This window comes from Candidatus Eisenbacteria bacterium, assembly GCA_026388185.1.
In the GTDB taxonomy this organism is placed as follows: domain Bacteria; phylum Eisenbacteria; class RBG-16-71-46; order JAFGJU01; family JAFGJU01; genus JAPLKG01.
Genome location: JAPLKG010000006.1, coordinates 1 through 19,877, shown reverse-complemented (window position 1 = coordinate 19,877; position 19,877 = coordinate 1). Strand labels below are relative to the sequence as shown.

16 protein-coding genes, 1 tRNA gene and 1 pseudogene are annotated in these 19,877 nt (G+C 56.4%); 7 read left to right on the top strand and 11 right to left on the bottom strand.

Translation table 11 applies throughout. The annotated features are described in order from the left end of the window. Positions 1–29 precede the first annotated feature (29 nt). From NTX17_02450 to NTX17_02435, 4 genes are all read left to right on the top strand, one after another. Positions 30–1,055 (top strand): hypothetical protein, encoded by a 1,026-nt coding sequence (locus NTX17_02450; protein MCX5800232.1) that lies wholly within the window; start codon positions 30–32, stop codon positions 1,053–1,055. Positions 1,056–1,227: 172 nt separating this feature from the next. After that, the gene (locus NTX17_02445; protein MCX5800231.1) at positions 1,228–2,688 is read left to right on the top strand and encodes a sigma-54 dependent transcriptional regulator; all 1,461 of its coding nucleotides are present in this window, start codon (positions 1,228–1,230) and stop codon (positions 2,686–2,688) included. Positions 2,689–2,727: 39 nt separating this feature from the next. Next, the gene (locus NTX17_02440) at positions 2,728–4,080 is read left to right on the top strand and encodes a BamA/TamA family outer membrane protein (protein MCX5800230.1); all 1,353 of its coding nucleotides are present in this window, start codon (positions 2,728–2,730) and stop codon (positions 4,078–4,080) included. 104 nt (positions 4,081–4,184) lie between these two features. Then, on the top strand, positions 4,185–4,841 hold the full coding sequence (locus tag NTX17_02435) for a DUF4390 domain-containing protein (protein MCX5800229.1): 657 nt from the start codon (positions 4,185–4,187) through the stop codon (positions 4,839–4,841). Here the strand turns inward: NTX17_02435 and NTX17_02430 are convergent. From NTX17_02430 to NTX17_02415, 4 genes are all read right to left on the bottom strand, one after another. Continuing rightward, complete coding sequence (locus NTX17_02430; protein ID MCX5800228.1) at positions 4,838–5,932, bottom strand: T9SS type A sorting domain-containing protein; 1,095 nt, start codon at positions 5,930–5,932, stop codon at positions 4,838–4,840. The two genes, NTX17_02435 and NTX17_02430, sit on opposite strands and share 4 nt — an antisense overlap. Positions 5,933–6,630: 698 nt before the next feature. Beyond that, on the bottom strand, positions 6,631–8,145 hold the full coding sequence (locus NTX17_02425; GenBank protein MCX5800227.1) for a hypothetical protein: 1,515 nt from the start codon (positions 8,143–8,145) through the stop codon (positions 6,631–6,633). Further along, a complete protein-coding gene (locus tag NTX17_02420; protein ID MCX5800226.1) occupies positions 8,126–8,842 on the bottom strand; it encodes a zf-HC2 domain-containing protein in 717 nt (238 codons plus the stop codon). Before NTX17_02420 ends, NTX17_02425 begins: the two co-directional genes overlap by 20 nt. Positions 8,843–9,093: 251 nt before the next feature. Further along, positions 9,094–9,834: a sigma-70 family RNA polymerase sigma factor gene (locus tag NTX17_02415; protein MCX5800225.1), complete on the bottom strand. Its 741-nt coding sequence runs from the start codon at positions 9,832–9,834 to the stop codon at positions 9,094–9,096. A gap of 300 nt (positions 9,835–10,134) precedes the next feature. Between NTX17_02415 and eno the strand changes: the two genes are divergently transcribed. The 3 genes from eno to NTX17_02400 all read left to right on the top strand — a co-directional run bounded on the left by eno (position 10,135) and on the right by NTX17_02400 (position 11,979). After that, positions 10,135–11,466 carry a phosphopyruvate hydratase gene (eno, locus tag NTX17_02410; GenBank protein MCX5800224.1) on the top strand — a complete coding sequence of 444 codons (1,332 nt, stop codon included), beginning with the start codon at positions 10,135–10,137 and terminating at the stop codon, positions 11,464–11,466. A gap of 12 nt (positions 11,467–11,478) precedes the next feature. Continuing rightward, the gene (locus NTX17_02405; GenBank protein MCX5800223.1) at positions 11,479–11,862 is read left to right on the top strand and encodes a septum formation initiator family protein; all 384 of its coding nucleotides are present in this window, start codon (positions 11,479–11,481) and stop codon (positions 11,860–11,862) included. 40 nt (positions 11,863–11,902) lie between these two features. Continuing rightward, a tRNA-Met gene (locus tag NTX17_02400) sits at positions 11,903–11,979 on the top strand. A 37-nt stretch (positions 11,980–12,016) separates the two neighbouring features. On the opposite strand, the gene NTX17_02395 is transcribed toward NTX17_02400, so the two are convergent. The 7 genes and pseudogenes from NTX17_02395 to NTX17_02365 form a co-directional block, all read right to left on the bottom strand. Next, positions 12,017–12,151, bottom strand: coding sequence for a hypothetical protein (locus NTX17_02395; GenBank protein MCX5800222.1), 135 nt, complete (start codon positions 12,149–12,151; stop codon positions 12,017–12,019). 159 nt (positions 12,152–12,310) lie between these two features. After that, a complete protein-coding gene (locus NTX17_02390) occupies positions 12,311–13,159 on the bottom strand; it encodes a hypothetical protein (GenBank protein MCX5800221.1) in 849 nt (282 codons plus the stop codon). After that, positions 13,117–14,232, bottom strand: coding sequence for a hypothetical protein (locus NTX17_02385; GenBank protein ID MCX5800220.1), 1,116 nt, complete (start codon positions 14,230–14,232; stop codon positions 13,117–13,119). The genes NTX17_02390 and NTX17_02385 overlap by 43 nt, the downstream gene beginning before the upstream one ends. A 495-nt stretch (positions 14,233–14,727) precedes the next feature. Beyond that, entirely contained in the window at positions 14,728–15,840 is a 1,113-nt protein-coding gene (locus tag NTX17_02380) for a Fic family protein (protein MCX5800219.1), read from the bottom strand. Positions 15,841–16,279: 439 nt separating this feature from the next. Beyond that, positions 16,280–17,173: a hypothetical protein gene (locus NTX17_02375; GenBank protein MCX5800218.1), complete on the bottom strand. Its 894-nt coding sequence runs from the start codon at positions 17,171–17,173 to the stop codon at positions 16,280–16,282. Positions 17,174–17,302: 129 nt separating this feature from the next. Next, positions 17,303–17,962, bottom strand: a complete 660-nt coding sequence (locus tag NTX17_02370) for a DUF4145 domain-containing protein (protein MCX5800217.1) — start codon at positions 17,960–17,962, stop codon at positions 17,303–17,305. Positions 17,963–18,439: 477 nt separating this feature from the next. After that, positions 18,440–19,738: pseudogene (locus NTX17_02365) on the bottom strand (AAA+ family ATPase). Positions 19,739–19,877 lie beyond the last annotated feature (139 nt).

Below are 19,877 nucleotides of genomic sequence, written 5' to 3'. Positions count from 1 at the left end.
AATTCGGACCAATGGAGTTGCATCGTAGAATGGGCCTCAAGAAACTCTGCCTCCTTCTGACAGGTTCGTCAATCCTGGTGCTTTCGCTTGTCGCCTGGGCTCTCGCGAATGAGCTTCCGGCTGAGGTCGCGCCTTCTCCCGACCCTAGTTCCGTCTCGAGCCCGACCGCGGCTCCCGACCCTAGTTCCATTGTTGAAGACTCCGACGCCCCTCTCCTCGTTACCTCTGCCTCTGCCCCTCCTCTAGCCTCAGGCCAATCGCCTCGAGTGTCCCAACTATCTGCAATCGACTTCGGACTCGAGGAGATAGTGGCTTCGCTCGAGAAGGTTCTTCCGCAGACATGGAGCGTGGCAAGCATAAAGCGCAGACAGGTCCCCCGAAAATGGACGGGTCCGTCGGAGGCAGTCCTGATAAGAATCGAAGACGGCTCGGTGGTCGTCCATCATCCCAACGGCTTTGACTACCATCCGTTCTACAAGCTCTGGCTTTGCCCTTCCGCCTGGCAAGGAAGCATGGAGGACGTGAGCATCCTGGGTGACGAGGGACCTTCTCTTCTACTGGGAATTAACCACAGGATGAAAGTCTTCTACCTCGCGCTCGGCGCCAACACTTGGCCTGAAGGCCCGGAAGTGCTGAGAAAAACTCTCGACCTCACGGCCTTGTCGATAACGGGCTCGCTGAAGCAAATACTGGATTCTTCCATGAAAATGATGCTCGTCCCTCGGCTCGCGGCGACCGAGAACTCGTCACCAGGACTCCTCTCGAGAGTAGTCGGAATGGAGAAAGACGGTCCTCTCGTCTATCTGGAGTACGCCACTGCCACCGGGAAACAAATCGATGGAGTGGCGCTTGCTTCGAGGTGCAAAGAACCGCGCGTGACGAGCCTCATGGAAAGAGAGAATCTGTTTCTTGCCGACCAGGTGTTCTTTGCTTACCCCGAAGTCCGGACGGTCTACGTCCGCAGGGTCTGCGACGAGTCTCTCTCCGACAAGATCATTGACAGGCCCGGCGCGACCTCCGCCTCGCCAGCCGTGGTATCAGACTCCACCCCTTGACGGCTGCTCTACTTTCGGTACAATAGCCAAGACGCGGCACTTTGTGGTTTTCTCCGTCACTGGTCGTTGGCAGAACGGGCGGCAGTCGATGCCCGTTTGAAGCACTACGCGTGGTCCGGCGCGGGCAGGAAACTCAACTTCACCTGCCCGGCAGAGAACTGAGGCTCTGAAGGTGGACAAGCACCAAGACAAAAGAAAAGACGTGATTCTCATAGTGGATGACGAGGCGGAAATTCTACGCTCGCTTCGAGGGATGCTCGAGGACGAAGGTTTCGCCGTCCTCACGGAATCGAGCGCCGAGGCCGGCCTCCGTTCGCTCCGGCAAAACAACGTGAACCTCGCGATCGTCGACGTCTTCCTACCCGGCATGAGCGGACTCGAATTCTTGAAAACCGTGGGGCCAGAATTTCCTGAACTACCCGCAATCGTAATGACCGGCCAGGGAAGCTACGAAACCGCCTTCACCGCGCTCAAGCTCGGCGCCTACGACTTCTTCGAGAAACCTCTCGCGCCGGAGAGACTCATCGTCTCCATCAGGAACGCCCTGGAAGCCGCCAGAATAAGAGCGCATCGCGACGAACTGCTGAGGGCGGAGCGCGAAGACTTCACGATGATCGGCGAGAGCGAGCCGATGCAGAGACTCGGGCAAGAACTCCGCAAGGTCGCCGCTTCGGAGAGCAAGGTGCTCGTCACGGGCGAAAACGGCTCCGGCAAGGAACTCGTGGCGAGAGCCATACACGAGTTGAGTGCGAGGAGGGATTTTCCTTTCGTCAAGATCAACTGCGCCGCCATTCCGAAGGACCTGGTCGAGAGCGAGCTTTTCGGTTTCGAGAAGGGGGCCTTCACCGGCGCGATGCAGTCGAAGAAGGGAAAGCTCGAACTCGCGGACGGCGGCACGCTCTTCATGGACGAAGTGGCCGACATGTCGCTGGAGGCTCAAGCCAAGTTCTTGAGGGCGGCCGAATTCGCCGAGTTCGAGAGAGTCGGCGGCACAAAGACGATCAAGTTCGACGTGAGGATAATCGCGGCCACGAATCGCGACTTGAAAGAGGAAATCCGGCGTGGCAGCTTCAGGGAAGATCTCTACCACAGACTCAACGTCTTGATGCTCGAAGTCCCTGCGCTCAGGGAAAGAGGAAACGACGTACTGCTTCTTGCGCAGCACTTTCTCCGCAAGTCCTCGCTCGAGAACACAAAGGAAGAGAAGAAGCTCGCGCCGGACGCCCTTGAACTTCTCAAGGAGTACCCCTGGCCGGGAAACGTGAGGCAGCTCAAGAACCTCATGGAAAGAATAGTCATCATGAGCGACCAGTCCCTCATCACGCGGGAGGAATTCCTCGCACGTTGCCCCGACTTGACGGAGAACCTGGGGCGGAATGCGAGCGCGCGAACTCACCCCGCGAGCCCGGCCGCGCCGCGTGCGAGCGGGTCGCTTGCGGATTTGCACGCGGCTGGGGAACAGCGGGACTTGAGGGCGTCTCTCGCGACTGCCGAGGAACAGGCAATACGAAGCGCCCTCAAACGAACCTCGTGGAACGTGAGCGAAGCTGCAAGAACGCTCGGAATAGACAGAGTCACGCTCCACAAGAAGATGAAGAGACTGGGCATAGAAAAGAGGATCGCAGACGACTGAAGCGACCGTCCTTAGCTTTGCCGCGCGGAGGTGAAACACATGAAGCAATTGCTACGTTGCCCTGCTTCTGCAATTGTGGCCGCCGTCACGTTTGCAATTGCGATGAGTGCCGGCACCATCGCTGTCGCGGCTGATCGTTCTGAGTCAGCCCTCCAATCACGGGGCGGGGCCGACGCGCTGTCTGCCATCGCTGTCGCGGCTGACACAGAAGTTCCCTCGGAGGCCGCCGGGATCGACACAATATACGTTCCCGACCTTGTAGCGCCGGAGGCCGAACAGAAAGCGGAAGAGGAAGTTCAACTCAAGGAAGGACCCAACATCGAGATTCGCTTCGGCAAGAACCTCAAAGAATTATCCTTGGACAAGAAAGACACTGAAGGAGAGTTCTCCGTGAGCCCATCGCTGTCCTACGACAGGGTGGACGGTCTGTCGCTCTTCATGAACGAGGAATTCAGCGATCCGGAAAGACTCTACCCGCGAATCCACTTGCTCGAAGGCTACGCATTTGCAAGCAAGAAGTGGCGATACAAACTCGATTTCGAACAACCGCTCTTTTCGCCGAAGAGCTTCTCCTTCGGCGCGTCAGTTTATCTCGTCACCGACAGCTTCGACAAAGAGCTGACGGGAGACGTCGAGAATTCCCTCTCGTCCCTGTTCTTGAAGAAGGACTACAGAGATTACTTCGAGCGGGAGGGAGCCGCGGTCTTCGTCAAGCAGAGATTCTCACGCTGGAACAGTGTCAAGGTTCAGTACGCCGAGGACACCTACGGCTCGGTTGACGCGATATCAAAGGGCCTCTTCTACAGACACTCGAGGCAGTTCAGGGAGAATCCGGCCGTAGACGAAGGTAAATGGGCGACCGTCGCCGCGCAATACGAACTTGACTCGAGACAAGACGAACAGGCGGGGCCGACCGAACACTGGCACAGACTCGAGTACGAGAGCGGGCGTCACCAGGACGAACCGTGCATGGAATACACGAGGCTCGCCGCCGACCTGAGGACTTATCTCAACCTGAACCCTGGTCAATACCTGTCGTGCAGACTGAAGCTCGGCGCCACGCCGTCGGGCACCCTTCCCTTCCAGAAAGAATTCTGCGTGGGTGGAATCGGCACGCTGGCCGCTCACGACTACAAAGAGTTCCGTGGCGATCACATGATTCTCTTCAACGCAGAATATGCGATAGACGTGGTGAAGAGATTTCAGTTCATTATGATTACGGACGTCGGCAAGGCCTGGCTCGGCCGCGACGCCCTGAAGGACCAGAGCCTCGACCTGGACGTCGGAATAGGGGTCGGCCTGGGCGAGGGAGTGAGGGTGTTTGCGGCCAAGAGCCCGCGAGAGGAAGGCTCCGACGTGGTCTGGACGCTCAGGTTGGAACGAACGTTCTAGCGCGGCCCGAAGGAGTGGGCAACGAGCGTTCCAGGGTCTCTGGGACGTGGAGACCTGCGAACGTTCTAGCGGATCGCGAACAAGAAGGCAGCGCCGTGACTTCTATGAGACTCTCTATTTTTCTCGCCCTCGCGCTAAGCTTCGCCGGCTCGATCTGTTTCTCTGCGCCCGGACCGACTCTGGTCGTAGAGAAACTCCAGAAAGACTCCGGATTTCTCACGGTGACTTTCAACGCCCAAGGTTTTTTCTCGACACGGATGGTGGAGACCCTGACGCGCGGCCTGCCGGCAACACTGACCTACGAAATTCAGCTCTGGAAAAAGAGAAGACTGTGGATGGACAAACTCACGCAAGTCAACACTCTCTCCTACAAGATAAGATACGATCCGTGGGAGGACGGCTACCGCATACAGACCAAGAACGGCAGCAGCGCCTCCCTTCTTGACATCGGGCACGTGGAACGCTCCCTCTGCGTTCATGCCATGGCGAAGGCCGGAAGCGTCGATGCGATCGACCCGACTGCCACTCACTACGTCGTAATCAAGGCAACCATGAGACCGGTCTCGGCCGAGGACATTGATCAGGTTGAGTCGTGGTTGAGCGACGGAAAGCCCGAGGGAAGAAGAGGAATCACCGCGGTGCCCGGCTATCTTTTCGACGTGATCGTGGGACTCTCGGGGTTCGGTGACGAAGCGGTCTCCGCAAGAAGCCAGCCTTTCCTGCTGGCCGATCTCACTTCGGCTGAAAAGCTCGCTGACTAGCGCGAGAGGATGACTTTCTTCGTGACGGCCTGCTGACCGGCCTCGAGCCTCAGGAAATAGACTCCAGACGAAACTGAATTCCCTTGCTCATCGGTGCCGGCCCAGAATGCGGAATAGCTTCCCGGCGAGAGTCCCTCGTCCAGAAGCGTTCGTACGAGCCTGCCGCCCACGTCATATATCCTCAAGATCAGGCGCTGCGGTGACGCGCTCGACCCCGCGGAAGACGTCGCCACCCCCGCCAGACTCTGCGGCAGTTCAGTAGACGGAAGGCCGACGCTGAAACTCACGTTGAGGACGGGATTGAAGGGATTCGGAAAACTATTGAGAGCGAGGGAGGCGACTCCCCCACCAGTCCCGACGTTTCCACCAACCAACGAAAGCATGAAGTCTCTCAAGCCGGCAACCTCTGTCGGAAGAGGAAGGTTGCCGTTCTCTATGGTTCCACTGTAATTCGCGAGGGCGCTTCCAAACAGGAAACGGAAGTCCTCTGCAAAGATCTCGTGCGGACGATTCTTGTGAATCGCGTCTGCATTGTAGACAGACGCATCGTTAATCCGGCGGAGATCGCGATATTCTTGCCACAGTTCACCGCTTTCGTCAGGCATGAAGTGTCTGTGAACTATGTGACCCATCTCGTGGGTGACCGTAAAATGGACGAGCTCCGCAGAGCAATTGAGGACGCCCGGAGAAAGAAACATTGCACCCGAGCTTGCCGAAGACTCAACGACTCCCCTTCTCGGATAAGGCAGGATGAAAACGTCGAACGGAATCTCGTCCAGCGAGTACGAAACTTGAGCGAGGGCCTTCTCGACCAAATCGCTGCTGAAAGGGTGAAACGAACCGTCACCCTTGTTCGTTATTTCAGAATCGCTGATGTCAGTGATGAACTCCCAGCTCTGACCCTGAGGCGAGCTGAAATAAAGCTTGCCGTCGAGCTGCCCGGTGTAGTGTGCGAGAACATCCTGGACGTCGTGGAGAACCGGCGACGCCTCGGCGGACGCGACAAGCGAAGGACAAGAGCCGAGCATCAACGCGAGGCAAAGAACAAACGCGAAGGGCAACGAGAGGAGCGAGGGCAAAAGGAAAGCCATTGCGCGCGGGCGGCAGCCCAATCGCACTGCGGGGAGAGCCCGGCACACAACTGGTGCACGGCTGAGGAAGTGTGAAAGGCTTCCTGCGTGTCGGACTCCCAAACAGTGCTGGTCCTCGCTCACGGCGCTTGCGCCCTGAAGGCCTCGTCGATCTGACAAACGGCTCGGCCAATTGCCGCCTGTGCTCTGGTGGGATCTCCAATTGATCGGACTGGCTGCGAATCCTGTGAATCTATTTCTGTCTTCTCTTATCATCTCAAATCAACCCTGCCCGACAATACTGAAACAAAACCAAGAGACAACCAAAGGGTTCTGCGATTCCTCACCCACTAGCTGTCGCAAGCCACGTGCCACGTTCCGGGCCGGAAGGAGCGTGTGGGAAAAATCACCCGCGGAAAATCACCCACGAAGGTCGCCACCGTAACGCGCTGAAACTCAGAAGATTAGAGAGCTGTGCAGACTCGAATCGAGGGATTTGAGGCTAACAGAGAGTGTCGATCGAAGACGACGCCAAAGGGCAAGTTGAGGGCTCCGGGAAATTTGCCCCAGCGGTGGATGGCCGTTTACGCCGGCGGGCTTGGCGTGAACTGCTTCAAAGACAAGCCGTTAGCACGTAGAAAGACATGGACGCGCCAAAATAGAGAAAACCCGCAATGGAGCGGGTTTTCTCTACTGTAACCGAGCGGGCCGCACTACTCCTAGCCCGCTGAACCGCTGGGCGGCGCACCGTAGCCTGGCACACTCGGAGCCTGCGGCACAGGGCCGGCCGTGCCCACGATCGATGCACCAGGACCCGGAGGCACCACTGCGGCCTGAGTCGGGGCCTTCGGCACCTGACCGAACTTCGAGAGCAGAGTCGCCCCGAGTCCTATCAGGAATGCACAAACCATGATCGCATATCCTATGATCCTGACAGGAATCGAGAGACCCCAGAGAATCCCTCCAGGCAGGCCAATCAGCTTTCCAGCGAGCGGAATCGCCTCCATGAGCAGCACGCCCAAGACAGCGGCGGTAACCACAGACCTCCCGCGTGATTCCCCCCCAAAAATCCTGTATCCGAGGGCCAGCCCGACTGCCGTATAGCCGAAGAAACCCGCCAGGACAATCACAAAGGGCAACAGTATTGCCACAGGAATCCCTATGATAGTTATGCAAAGCAAGACCATCGCAATCGGCAAGAGTATGACGACGAGTAACCCGATCCCGAACGACTTCAACAAGCTGGACTTCGCCCGTTCGGAAGTCACCTTGACTCGGTTGCGAGCGATGAGAGCGATAAGCCAGACGATGAAAAGTATGAGCAGGGCCTTGCCCACTGCAAACGCAAGTTCGGCAAACTTGAGCCCGGCCTTCCCGTACTTGGGCCATCCTCCTCTGAACAACCATTTCGGGATGTGGCCGCCGGTAACGACCTCGTCACCCTGGAGCACCGAACCTGGCTCTCGGTTGATGCTTCCTCCAACGCTCACCCCGTCTCCCTCGATCACACCTTTGGACCCGAGATTGATGGACCCGCCGACGGATACACAGTCACCCGTGACGGTGCCGTCAACGTTGATGCCGCCTCCGATGGCAACAACGTCGCCGTCTATCGTGTCACCCTCGGCTACCTCGATATCCTCACCGAACTTGACGATGTCTTTGCCGTCTCCGTAATTCTCGTCACCGATAGTGATATTGATGTTGGGGGATTTGCGCTTCTCGATCTTGAGACCCAGGCTACCCTCGTCCTTCGACTCGCGGTCTGCCTCGGACGCGTCCTTGGTCAGCTCGGGCTTATCTTTGAGCTCACCGAGGGGAACCGCCTTCTCTCCGAGGTTGACGGTGTCTTCGCCCGCGGCAATCTTGAGGACCTCTGCCCCGGAATCGGTGTCCGCCGAAAGCCTCAATTCGACTGCGGCCCCCGCGTCTGTGGAAGCAGATACGTCGATGGACACGCCTCCAGCGTGCGCGACTCCGTCGTCGATACCGAGCTTCGCGCCGAACGACCACATTGCGTGAAGCGTGGGAACTGCGCGAAGCGCGGCCCCGGCATCGATGGCAATCCTTGCATCGAAAGAAAGAGATTGCCCTCCATTCAGCGCCTGCACCGGAGAGGACAAAAGCAGAATGGACGCGGCAAGCACTGTAACGGCGGCCAGCGTGACCTTCGTCGCGCGCGAGGCCCCCGCAGCCTTCACGAATCCTACGATGTTAGAGAATGATCCCGACATTTGTACATCTTCCTTTCGGCGCCGTGCCCAGAAGCCCCTTCAAGAGCACCAGGCTCAGCATGAACAGCAGAATCTCCGCGACAACTAGTTGCGGGTCAACTTGCCTTGCCGCAACACCCAGACAATTCCAAATCGGCCGTAGCGCCTCCAATACTCGAACGAAGATCTCACCGATCTTGATACCTCTCATGAAGGAAAACACAAGCCAATCAAAACTCGTGTGGAATACATCAACGAGCCATGCAATTGCCAGAACGTAAGGCCTTGCCGGTTGCGGACCAACCGGCGCGAAGGTGCTCAACATGTCGGAGAAGATGGCGAGCACTGCCGCCATCGCAGCCACGCCAACCCAAATTGCGCGGCGGCGCACGACGGCGTCCGCGTGTTGGTGGGCAAGTGCGGCGCGATCGTCCACCGATGCGCGCTCGCGTAGAGTCTGCTCGCGCTCTCTGACAAGCCCTTTCACAAACGCCATGATGGGTCTGTCAAAAGCGCGGCTCGGTTCAAGATGTCTGACGTCGTGGATTGGTTCGAAAAGAAGTGAGAAGAGCCCCTTCCATTCTGTGAGAAGGTTCTTGCAGCTTTCGCATTCAGTGAGATGCGCTTCGAAGTCCAACGCCTCCGCCGGACTCATCTCGCGGGCAGCGTAGAGGCGGGACATCTCCTCACAGGATTTGTTATGTCTGTCCTTCTTCATCGCTCCCTCACCTCAAATTGGAACGGGCTCCAGTTGGAAGAGGCCCCGGCCTCTAACTCCTTCAATATCATCGAATTCTGCCGGTGCCTGGAACCTGGCAGCAAGCCGAACGGCCATGCCGGACCGCCGGGATTCCAGGACACCATCCAATTGCTAATACGTAGTACATAGCCCCAAAAGTTTCAACAAGTTCAGGGAAGCCGGTGAGGTCCTTCGGCCCGGCAAATGCCTGGGGACATTACCCCCCGCTCTCATGTCTCCCTCCGCTTCAGCTTCTTCCTCAGCATGTTGTGAGCCCTGTGCATCCTCGCCTTGACCGTCCCGAGCGGGAGGCCGAGAATCTCGGCGATCGCTTCATACGAAAGCTCTTCCTGGTGTCGCAGCACCACGACCACCCTGTAACGGGGCGGCAGAGAGTAGAGAAGCTCGACCACCTTCCTGTGTTCGTCCCGCATCCCGAGCACCTCGTCGGGTGCGGGCGCGGAATCCACAAGTTCCATCTGCAGCTCGTCTTCGCCCACGGTCTGATCGAGCGAGATCGCGAACGGCTTTTTTCGTCTGTACCTGTCAACGCACAGGTTGTACGTAATCCTGTAGATCCACCGCTGGAACGGTCTCTCGGGATCGCAAGTGTCGAGCGATTGGAAGGCCCTTATGAAGGCCTCCTGGGCGGTGTCTTCCGCGTCCTCTTCCTGGCCGAGCATCTTGAGCGCCAGCGAATAGACCGGTCGCCTGTATTTCTTGAGGAGCTTGGCGAACGCGCTTTCCTTGCCCCTCAGGGCACTCCAGATAAGCTCCGCGTCTTCTTTGAGACTGTTTTCGGACTCGGGGGTGCGCTTGAGGTTCGCGGTCGGCTCGAGGTTGGCGATGCGCCCGCCGTTGGAACGAGTCCTCGGATCGAGACCAGACCCACATCGTGCTTCGCGAAACGCGTCTTCGGGCTTGGAGCGCTTTGCCCCTCTGGGGCGATCCTTCTGCCCAAGCCGGTCCATTGGTCTGGAGCGATCTTTCAGATTACGTCGGTCTTTCGGCGGCTGCCGCATGGCTCCTCTGGGTTTCACTGTGTTGGATGCTTCCCTTTAGCACAATACTGCCAAGAGAGCGCAAGGTCAAGCTGGCAGAGGTTTTTGACCTTGACACTTGAGCCTTCCTCCCATAGCTTTGCGGGTAGCGCAAAGGCGCCGGCTCTTCCGACTCCAATGCCGCACGCGCATACTGTGGTGTGCAGACAGAACCACCGATTAGATGCGCCAGATACGTGACGGTTGAAGAAAACCCTACCGGAGGCACTGATGAGTTGCATTGAATATGTGATGGCGAGAGAAATCCTCGACTCGCGAGGCAATCCGACTGTCGAGGTTGATGTAGTTTTGTGTGATGGTTCCATGGGAACCGGCCGCGCTCCCTCTGGGGCGTCAACGGGAACATACGAAGCGCTCGAACTCAGAGACGGCGACAAGACTCGATACCTGGGCAAGGGTGTCACAAAAGCCGTCGCCAACGTGAACGAGAAAATCGCGCCGGAGCTCGAGGGCGAAGACGCTTTCAACCAGCCGGCCGTGGACCGGCTCCTCATCGAGCTGGACGGAACCGATAACAAAACCAATCTCGGAGCGAACGCCATCGTCGCAGTCTCCATGGCCGTTGCCTACGCCGCGGCCGAATCCAGCGGCGCCGCGCTCTACAACTACTTGGGCGGCGTCAACGCAAGAACGTTGCCCGTCCCCATGATGAACGTCGTGAATGGAGGCGCCCACGCCGACAACAACGCCGACATACAGGAGTACATGCTTGTACCGGCAGGCGCTCCCACCTTTGCCGAAGCCCTGAGGATAGGTTCGGAGATCTTTCACAACCTGAAGAAGATTCTGAGCGCAAATGGTTCTGTGACTACGGTCGGCGACGAAGGCGGATTCGCTCCGAACGTCAAATCCAACGAAGAACCGTTGTCACTCATGATGCAGGCGATAGAGAAGGCCGGATACAGACCCGGCGAACAAGTCTTCCTCGCGATAGACGCCGCAGCGAGCGAATTCTACAAAAGAGGAAAGTACGTGCTTCAAGCCGAGAAGAAACCTCAGAAGAGCGCGGAAGAGCTTGTCGAATACTACGGCCGCCTCGTTTCCAAGTATCCGATAGTCTCGATCGAGGACGGACTCTCCCAGGACGACTGGGAAGGCTGGAAACTCCTCACGAGCAAACTCGGCCAGAAGATTCTCATCGTCGGAGACGACGTCTTTGTCACAAATGTGAAGCGCCTGTGCCGGGGGATTGAAGAGAAGACCGCGAACGCGATCCTCATCAAGGTGAACCAAATCGGCACCGTCACGGAAACACTAGACACGATAGAGACTGCCAAGCGTGCCTCGTTCGGCACCGTGATCTCCCACCGCTCCGGCGAAACCGAAGACACATTCATCGCTCATCTCGCGGTCGCCACAAACGCGGGCTTGATCAAGACCGGATCGCTCTCTCGAAGCGAGAGAATCGCCAAGTACAACGAGCTCCTTCGAATCGAGGAAGAGCTTGGCGAAGCGGCGGAATATGCGGGAGCGAAGGCCCTCAGGGGTGCGGCAGTGCGCTCCCAACTTGTGGCAAAGGGAAAGACCGCGCGGAAGCGGTAGACGAATCACAATATGGATGACGTAGCAAGCAGACTCAAGCGACACAGACTCGAGAGATACCGAAAGCCGGAGCCAAAAGGCAGAAAGGCGCTCATACGTATTGCCCTGGCGGCTCTAAGCGTCTGGCTCGCATACCAGGTAGTCGCGAGCGAACACGGCCTCATAAAAATGGGGCAAACGAAAAGCGAACTCAGACGACTCGACACCGAGACCGCTTTGCTTCTCAAAGAAAAGGCCAAGCTGAGCGAAACCGCAAAGCTGTATCAGAATAACCCATTTCTTCTGGAGAAAGCCCTGCGCGACGAACTCGGCATGGTGAGAAAAGGCGAGCTCGTCTACAGATTCAACGACGTGCAGGAAGACGCACCGAATCGTCTTGACAACGCCACAAATTGAATGTATCTTTAGGTCGGCAATAAGAGGTTGACAAGAATATCGCGGGGTGGAGCAGTCTGGTAGCTCGTTGGGCTCATAACCCAAAGGTCGCTGGTTCAAATCCAGCCCCCGCTACCAACGAGTAAGTCCCTGAGGCTTAACAAGTTTCGGGGACTTACGTTTTTGTGCTACAAGAACCTCTTCCGCGTCCCTCCTGCCCGATCTGATCCTCTTCCACTTCTGCCTTTCCTCCGACGCGATAGACGATGTAGTACACTTCCCCTCGCTTCACAATTGAGCCTTGTGCCATTTTTCTCACCTCCTTCCATCCCTGGACTGGCGCTTGGACAACGCTACAGTAGCAACGTCAGTCAGATCGCCAACCAGGCAGTTTGTATCTAGGATTTGCCCAATTATTAGACGCAACTAATCTTGCTACTATTCTGCTATAAACAAAGCTTGCTTCGCATCAGCCTTGCCACGGCTCTATGTTGAGGCGATCAAGCAGGGCATTTACACGCTCGTACGCGTCGCGCGTGACGATATCGCACTCCTCAGGATCAGAGATCTCTAGGAAGTCGGCAACGGCAACTGATCCTACATGCAGCGGTGACAGAAATCTCGAGCGTATCTTTGCCAGTCCCTCTGCAACCAGGGAGTTTTCCATGAAAGGCCTAAAAACTTTGGCGAGTGCTTCGATGCCACCGGGGTAGTTGGCTGCACAATAGAAGATATCATAACAATCTTTGTCTTTGCGTCGCCCATGGAGGGTCATCCCCTTCATTACGAGAAAGGCCACCACATCGGCAACTCTGATACTTACTCTGTCGACTGCACCATTAGGCAGACGCCCCTCGACGGAGACCTCCACGTAGTGGTCGAACACGAGATCAGCACCGCGAGCCTTGCGGGCTCTCGCGTCCTGGACCTGCTGCGTGCGGTGTCCGCTACCCGTCCCCCCATACTCTCCCGCCAGAAGATCCACTTCTACTTCAACGGGTGGATCGTTTCCAAGCGTGACGGTCTTGAAAAAACGGAATGGTTGCTCAGGATGCTGTCTGTAATCTCGTGACCCAAGGGTCTCGAGAAATGTCTTATAGGTATCTTGAGAGACGCGTGCGAAGTCTATCGCGATGTCGATATCAAGAGTACCTACCGGCGCCGTCTCTGCATTTCTGAAGATCAGAGGCGTTACCCAACCTCCAACCACTGCGACGTACTCTCGAAACTCACCGAGGATTCCGAACAGTTCGAGGAGCACCGAGAAGGCCGCCTCTACAGCTCTGGTCGCGTAGTCTGACTTGGTCCTAGGTTCCATCGCGGTTTTATCCACCTTTCGAAGAGGAAGTTCGCTGCCTCTGCACCACTGGTTTTGTAACTCTTCAAGTCAAGATAGAGTTGGAAGTCCGACACAACCTTCGCGCCTCCGACTTCCCGTACTCCATAGAAGACCCCTTCGTCATACGGACGCAGCAGCACTACGTTGGCTCCCGAAGAAACTTGCTTCAGGTCCAGCGCCTCCACAATCTCTCCGAGTCTGCCCTCAACGAACGCAAAGGCACGGTTGTAACGCACAAAGGGGGCAACCCGGTTCGCACCGGAGAACAGAGCCAGACCATACAGAATAGTCGTCCGCTCGCACTCCGTAGCCAGGCGTTCTTCCAACTCCGGAATGGGTAGCATTGAGTAGAAGTAGTACACCTCGTTCTTCTCGTAACTGTAAGCCTTTGACCAGTCCATAAGAAGGTCTTCGGGTTTCGAGAGCCAGAAGGAACGAAGGTCCTCGCCCAGAAGGTCCTGGTCGCGCAGAAGCTGCTTTACTCTCGATGCTAGTGCTAGACTGATCCCAGCTTCGGCAGCCAGGTCTCTCACGTACCATCGTTGATTAGGGTTATTAAGAAGAACTCGCAGCGCCCGCGACGAGCGGGGTGCGAACAGAGATCTCTGTAGTCGCCGCGCAGGCGTGGGATTTTGCTTACCACTTCTCTCGATGAACACCTGATCAAAAGAAAGGAAAATGTTACCAGCAAGATCAAAGCACCCGATCCCATTCTCCCGGCATACACGACGACCACGATCTGAGATATACGGTGCTGCCAAGAGCCCGTACGCGCCCTCCACGTTTCTGAGCCGCCCCTTAAGGGCCTCTGCCGCCCTCCTCAACGTTCTCGGAATCCCGTCTGACTTGATCTCCACTAAGAGACGTTGTGGTCCTCTAGGGGTGCGAATGTCGACGACTAGATCAGGCCTCTGCCCGTAGGCGAGAGGAATTTGTGGATCGATTCGCACGATCTCGAGAACCGGCACTGCCTCAAGCGCTTCCTGAAGGCGTTGGGATATTTCTGCTACCAGGTCACTCTCTGGTTTCGTCGAATTGGACTGTCTTACCATTCCGATAAACCTCCAAATGGAGTGGAACAACGCACTGTTTCGACCAATTTGCTGTTTCACCGTTCCGATGAAACTATAGCATATATCGAAACAGGTGTCAAGTGGGCCGACTGTCCCTTCCTTTTTCGAACATTGGCTAGAATCCACGCGAGAACATCCATGCGGCCAATACAGCGTGCTCCTTGTACGAGGAGATGAGCCCCTATTGGCAAAGAATGAATTGGCAAAATGTCAGCAAAGCATCAGAACGCATTGAATTACAAGTGCTTAATTCATAGGGCGGGCTCACAACTATCAGGGCTTCATGCGAGATTCACGAGTTCATACCAAGCCAGCACTTGTAACCTACTGGAATATCTCGAACAAATGTATGAGAGATAATAGAAACTAGCAAGTAACGAAAGCAAACCGCCAGCGCAGGCACGGCACTCTTTGCTGCAGTTGCAGCACACGTTAATAAAGTAGACTTTTCTTGTCCGATCATCTTTTACTTGCTTACTTGTCAGCGGACCCCTCTCGGATCTTGACGATGTCGAGTAGGCTCGGGAAAATGTACACGGCGGGAGTTCGCCCCTTCCACTCCTCAAGCCGTTCGATCACCTTCGCTCGAAGTAGTTTGTTCAGCACTATGGCCGCGCTGCCTCTTGGAATCAGAGACTTGGATGCAAAGAAGCTGCCGTTGAATATCGGCCGGTCGAACAGGAAGTCCAACGCTTGAATAGCAAAACGCGAACGTGTCGCTTCGGCAATGGTCGTTTTCATGTTGTTGTACAGTGACATTATGTCACTGGCTTTCTGACTGTCAGCTTTTGCCTGAACTGCTACTGCACGCAAGAAGTACTCAATCCAGCTCTTCCAGTCGCCCTTATGAGAAATCGCTAGTAGTCTTGTGTAGTACTCTTCACGCGTGGACTCGAGAAAAGCGCTGATGTAAAACGTCGGACTCTTCAGGACTCCCTTCTCGCATAGAAAGACTGGAATAAGAATCCGGCCAATTCTCCCATTACCATCCAAGAAAGGATGAATCAGTTCAAACTGGGCATGAATGATAGATGCCTGAACGAGCCTGTCTTTTTCGTGGTAATGGCAATACTTTTCCAAGTTTGACATGTACTCGAGGACCTTGTTCGGCTCCGGAGGCACATATGATGCCTCGCTCATCGGTGTGCTTGGCTTCCCCACCCAGTTTTGGATCGTCCTAAACTCCCCTCTGCTCTTGTCTCGACCACGGACTCCGTCGAGTAGCACTTCATGCATGCCTTTGATGAGATTCAAACACAACGGCCGAGTCTTGAGCTCCCCCTCGGCGAACGACATCGCTCTTCGATAGTTCAGGATCTCACGAATGTCCTCTTGTCGTTCAGTAGCATTCGGTTTCGCTTCGAACCGGAGCACCTCCTCCAGGGTTGCCTGCGTTCCCTCAATCTTGGACGACAACACTGCCTCTTGTGTCATCATCGGTGACAGGAGCAATCGAGGGTTGGGCATACCCTCTAGAAGTCCATCGTAACGAGCTAGAGCAGAGTTTGCCTCAGCTACTGTTGAGACAAGATATTCCCAGTCGATGTCTTTCAGAGGTAGCCGTTTCGGAACAAAGGGAGTAGCCATAGTTACCTCCCGTCGGATTCTAGTTGAGGCGACAATTTTTGTATCTAACAACGCGAACTATATTAGACACAAATGATTTTGTCAACATTCTATTTGAAACAAACACAAGGCCTCACCTTACGTCTTGCATCGCTCCCAGAAGCAATGTTAGCAGACTGTTAGCAGCCATAAATAACTCGTTATCATACAATCGATTATGTGCCGCTCTTGGGTTTTCACAACCCAAAGGTCGCTGGTTCAAATCCAGCCTCCGCTACCAACGGGTAAGTCCCTGAGACTTAACAAGTTTCGGGGACTTACATTTTTGTGCTGGAGTCTTAGATTGGCGAGGTTTTGGCCGTTTTGCTGTTGCCCGTCAAATGGAACTGGACACGTAAGGGCTTGAGGAGCCCGATCGTGGCCAAACTCTACCTCTTGCCAGCGGGAGGCCTCATAGGAGTTAGGTTGACCCTGCTATCTTCCGCACCTTCGCCTCGACCCAACCCCGGAGTTCGCGCAAGGTCGAGGAATCTGGCCCGTGAAGCGCGAGCGCACAATCAATCAGGTCGAGGTATGACAACTCACGGACGACGGTATTGGGCTTTATCGAGCGCTTGAAGAGCGCCCACGACTCCGACCGCACTAGTCTGGCAGCTGGGAGCTGCGGTCCCTCTGGCACATCAGCGTATACGACAAGGAAGACCGGTTGTGTCTTCTCGATCCGGGACTGCGCCCAGCACGCGACGATGTTCCGCATCCACTGGTAGCGCGAATCCGCGAATGGACAAGGCGCGTGCACTTCAGTGGAGCTGATACCGAATAACCCGGGAATGTGCTCCCAGTACTTGATACCCTTCGCGGTCAAAGGACACCAGGCAGACTTGTCGTTCACTGGATTGACCTGAAGCTCGTAGTTCCCACTGCACTGCCGTAGTCCCTTGTGTGCGCCATCCGAGAGCGGCTCGGGCTGAGAGCAGCGCCCGGGCTCGCTCTCCGAGAACTTGCATTCCATGAAGACCAGGAAGCGCTCGCTCCGAGCAACGGCGTCCACCTGAGTCTCCCTGGGCTCCCCCAGCAGAGTATTCGGGACCGGCCACTCGAGCTCCACAGTCCAATGACCGGAGGACTCGAGATCGAAGCTCCGCAGAAGGGCATTGAAGATACGGTCTCGACTGTCAAGCAACGCCAGTGTTCCGAAGACGTCAATGGCGAGAGCCTGTGACGAGTGCTCTCTGTCCGTATCGCACACGCCATTCTGACCTATGTGCCATCGGAATCCATCCCAAGGTTCCACCGAGGGGTGCGCCATCGGGAACAGGTTCGCCTTGATGCGGTCTCGTGTCGTCTGGTCCATCCTCATGATCCTCCTAACAATCGGGGAAACCTAACGGTGTGGCGCTTGCTACTGCAAGAGCCGTGACGCCGAAGCATCCGTCCATCTCAAGCCAGTGGTTAGCTGCCGATATACCGGTTGTGCAAGTGACTACTTATGCTTCCCATCCCGTTTCTCTATGTGATCTCTGGCACGCTCAGGGAGACTTTCGAATAGACCTCTTATCCTCTTGGGGCGAGAGATGCGCTCCTCAACGATCTGGTTCACCAGTTGGAACAGCGTTGACGCCACTTCTGCCACGTCATCCTGGCTAATCTCTCCAGGATGAACTGCATTGTTGCCGACGACGCGGACGATATCTAGGGCTTGCTGAATCTCGGTTGGTAGATCCTTGGCGACCATATGCGCGATATCCTGGTCTATGTTCTCACCCTTCTCGCCGAGATGAACGCATAGCTTTTGAATCGAGAGCCGGACGAGGGCGGCGGCTCCGCGGGGTGAGTCCCCACTGATGCTCCTCGCTTCCTGATAATCGGCGAGCACATCTTCAGGCATCTCGGGATGTGGCATTGGTGCCTGGACCGCTCTGGGCTCTATCATGCGTCCAGAGGTAGGCGCCGTGTCTGGGGCCACCTCGTCTGCGATCCAGTACGTGAACCTATCGCAATGGGTACATTTGGCACTGTATACCGGCGTTTGCCTGGAACCATAGCCACCGGTGTGAAGCTGAAGCCAGAAGATGTGAGAATACGCGCCACAGTAGGGGCAATTGTAGGCAGCCAATTTGAATGCTGGTGCAATGTAAACCATATGTTCGAGTTACCCTCCTCGGCAGCTAACATGTACTTTACAGAACTGTGTAACATATTACACTGACAGCACCCTGCAGTATATCACAGTCTCATTCCAAAAACGCTTCGTCTTAGTTGCATCATTTGCTGGGGATTAGAGCAGTCTTCGCCTGGTGTATATCAAGATGCGCCGTGACGCTCCGCCCAGGTAATCAGATAAACATAGCGAGCGCGAGACTTCGGCTTCCCTACAGCAACACGAGTGTGAACTCCGTTCCCACCACTGCGCACCGCATTCACACCTGCGAAGTTAAAGCCCGGCGGGCGTAGGGAAGCTTGTGAGAGTCAACCTAACGAGCGCCCAACCTGCAAGACCGGGTTGGTGCGAACCGTGCTCCGCGCTGACGTCACATCTTACCACTTTCTTGCCAAAAGAACCTTTGCAACGGCCTACCGTGGGCTCAGTTCAAGATAAGGAGTTCCCCCCAAGCATCGATTATTCCTTCTCGAACCCCTGGCTTGAGAACTTGAGCGTCCGACAGTTCTCTGTAACCGTCCGCACTACGTGATCCGGCGCGCCCGAAGGAATCTCGGCGGCGACCTCGAGAGTGACCGTCACCTTCGCGCCTACGAGGCCCGATAGATGGGCGATGACTTCGTCTGCAACGCGACTTGCATCGCGGCCCACACGGGTCGGGTCAAGGATCACCGTACCATGGAATCGCTTCGGTTGCACCGCAGGCCGCACAGGCCTCCCGTCTGGGCCGACGTCCGACCCCGCAGGTGTCGGTCCTACGCCCCTGCCGTCAGGGCCAGTCGGCGTCACAGAAGTGGGTTCTTTCTTGCCCTCGGCGTCGAGCTGACGTTTCGCTACGTCTGGCTTCACGAGCATTCCAGGGGCATCGGCATCGGGCAGGGAGATGGTCTGTCCACAGCGCAGCCCACGGTAGCGGCTCCCGGCTTCGTCGAAGCTGTCGGCAAAGGCAAACGAGTCGCTCTCCCAGGTGAGCAGGGAGACTCCATCACGGATCGCGACTAGGAGCACTGACGGATCACGGAGACGCGGTAGATATATATAGCGAGCAAAATCTTCGACTAGTTGCCTGATCGCCACGCCATCGCCTCTCCAAAGCGGCACGCGATCAAGCTCCATCCGCAAACGCGTCGCTGCGAAACCCGTGACTAAGAGGTCGTCGCTCTTCAGTTTCCTGCTTGCGCGCGGGGCTAGCGCGTCCTGCCCTTTAAGACGAAGCGCCTGCCATTCGACGGCACTCTGCGGTGAGGTCTGCACCGGCACTAAGAGCCACTGGTACGTCTCCGGCAGACGCGCCACAACTGCGGCGTCGGCGGTGCCCTTTTGGGCCTCAGCCTGCCTGACCTGGTGCGGTGAGAGATCGAGCGTCTCCCTCTCTGCCAAGATGGACTCCCACGCAAGGTGACGTCTCACCGCCTCATCTAGATCTTGCAGTCGCGTCTTGTCAGCAGCAAGAAAGATGAGCGTGTTGCGATAGAGCCGCGGTGTGTTGCCGCGCGACTCGAGGATAGCCTTCGCCGCGGTTTCGGCCGGACATCCAGGTTCCTTTCCGTAGGGATGGTCGATCCCGAGCACGACGAGCCGGGCGTCCAAATCGTCGGGCACATCTTGGCCGGAGACCGGCAGCGGATGAATTCGGCTGAAGTCGCCGATCTTCCGAAGATCAGCTCGCAATCGATGGTCCAATTCCTGTACGATCTTGTCCGGATCGCGCTTCAGCTGCTCGGCGCGATCTTCCGCGAGCATTGTGACGTTGGGTTTGAGCCCTACCCAGAAACTGATCCAGCCAAAAGTAGAGTTTTCTGACCTTGCGAGCTCACAGCGAACTGCTCGGCGAACTGCCGTGGCGTCAAATCACCGAGCGAGCTATGAGGTCGAAACATGTTATACTCCTCGCGCC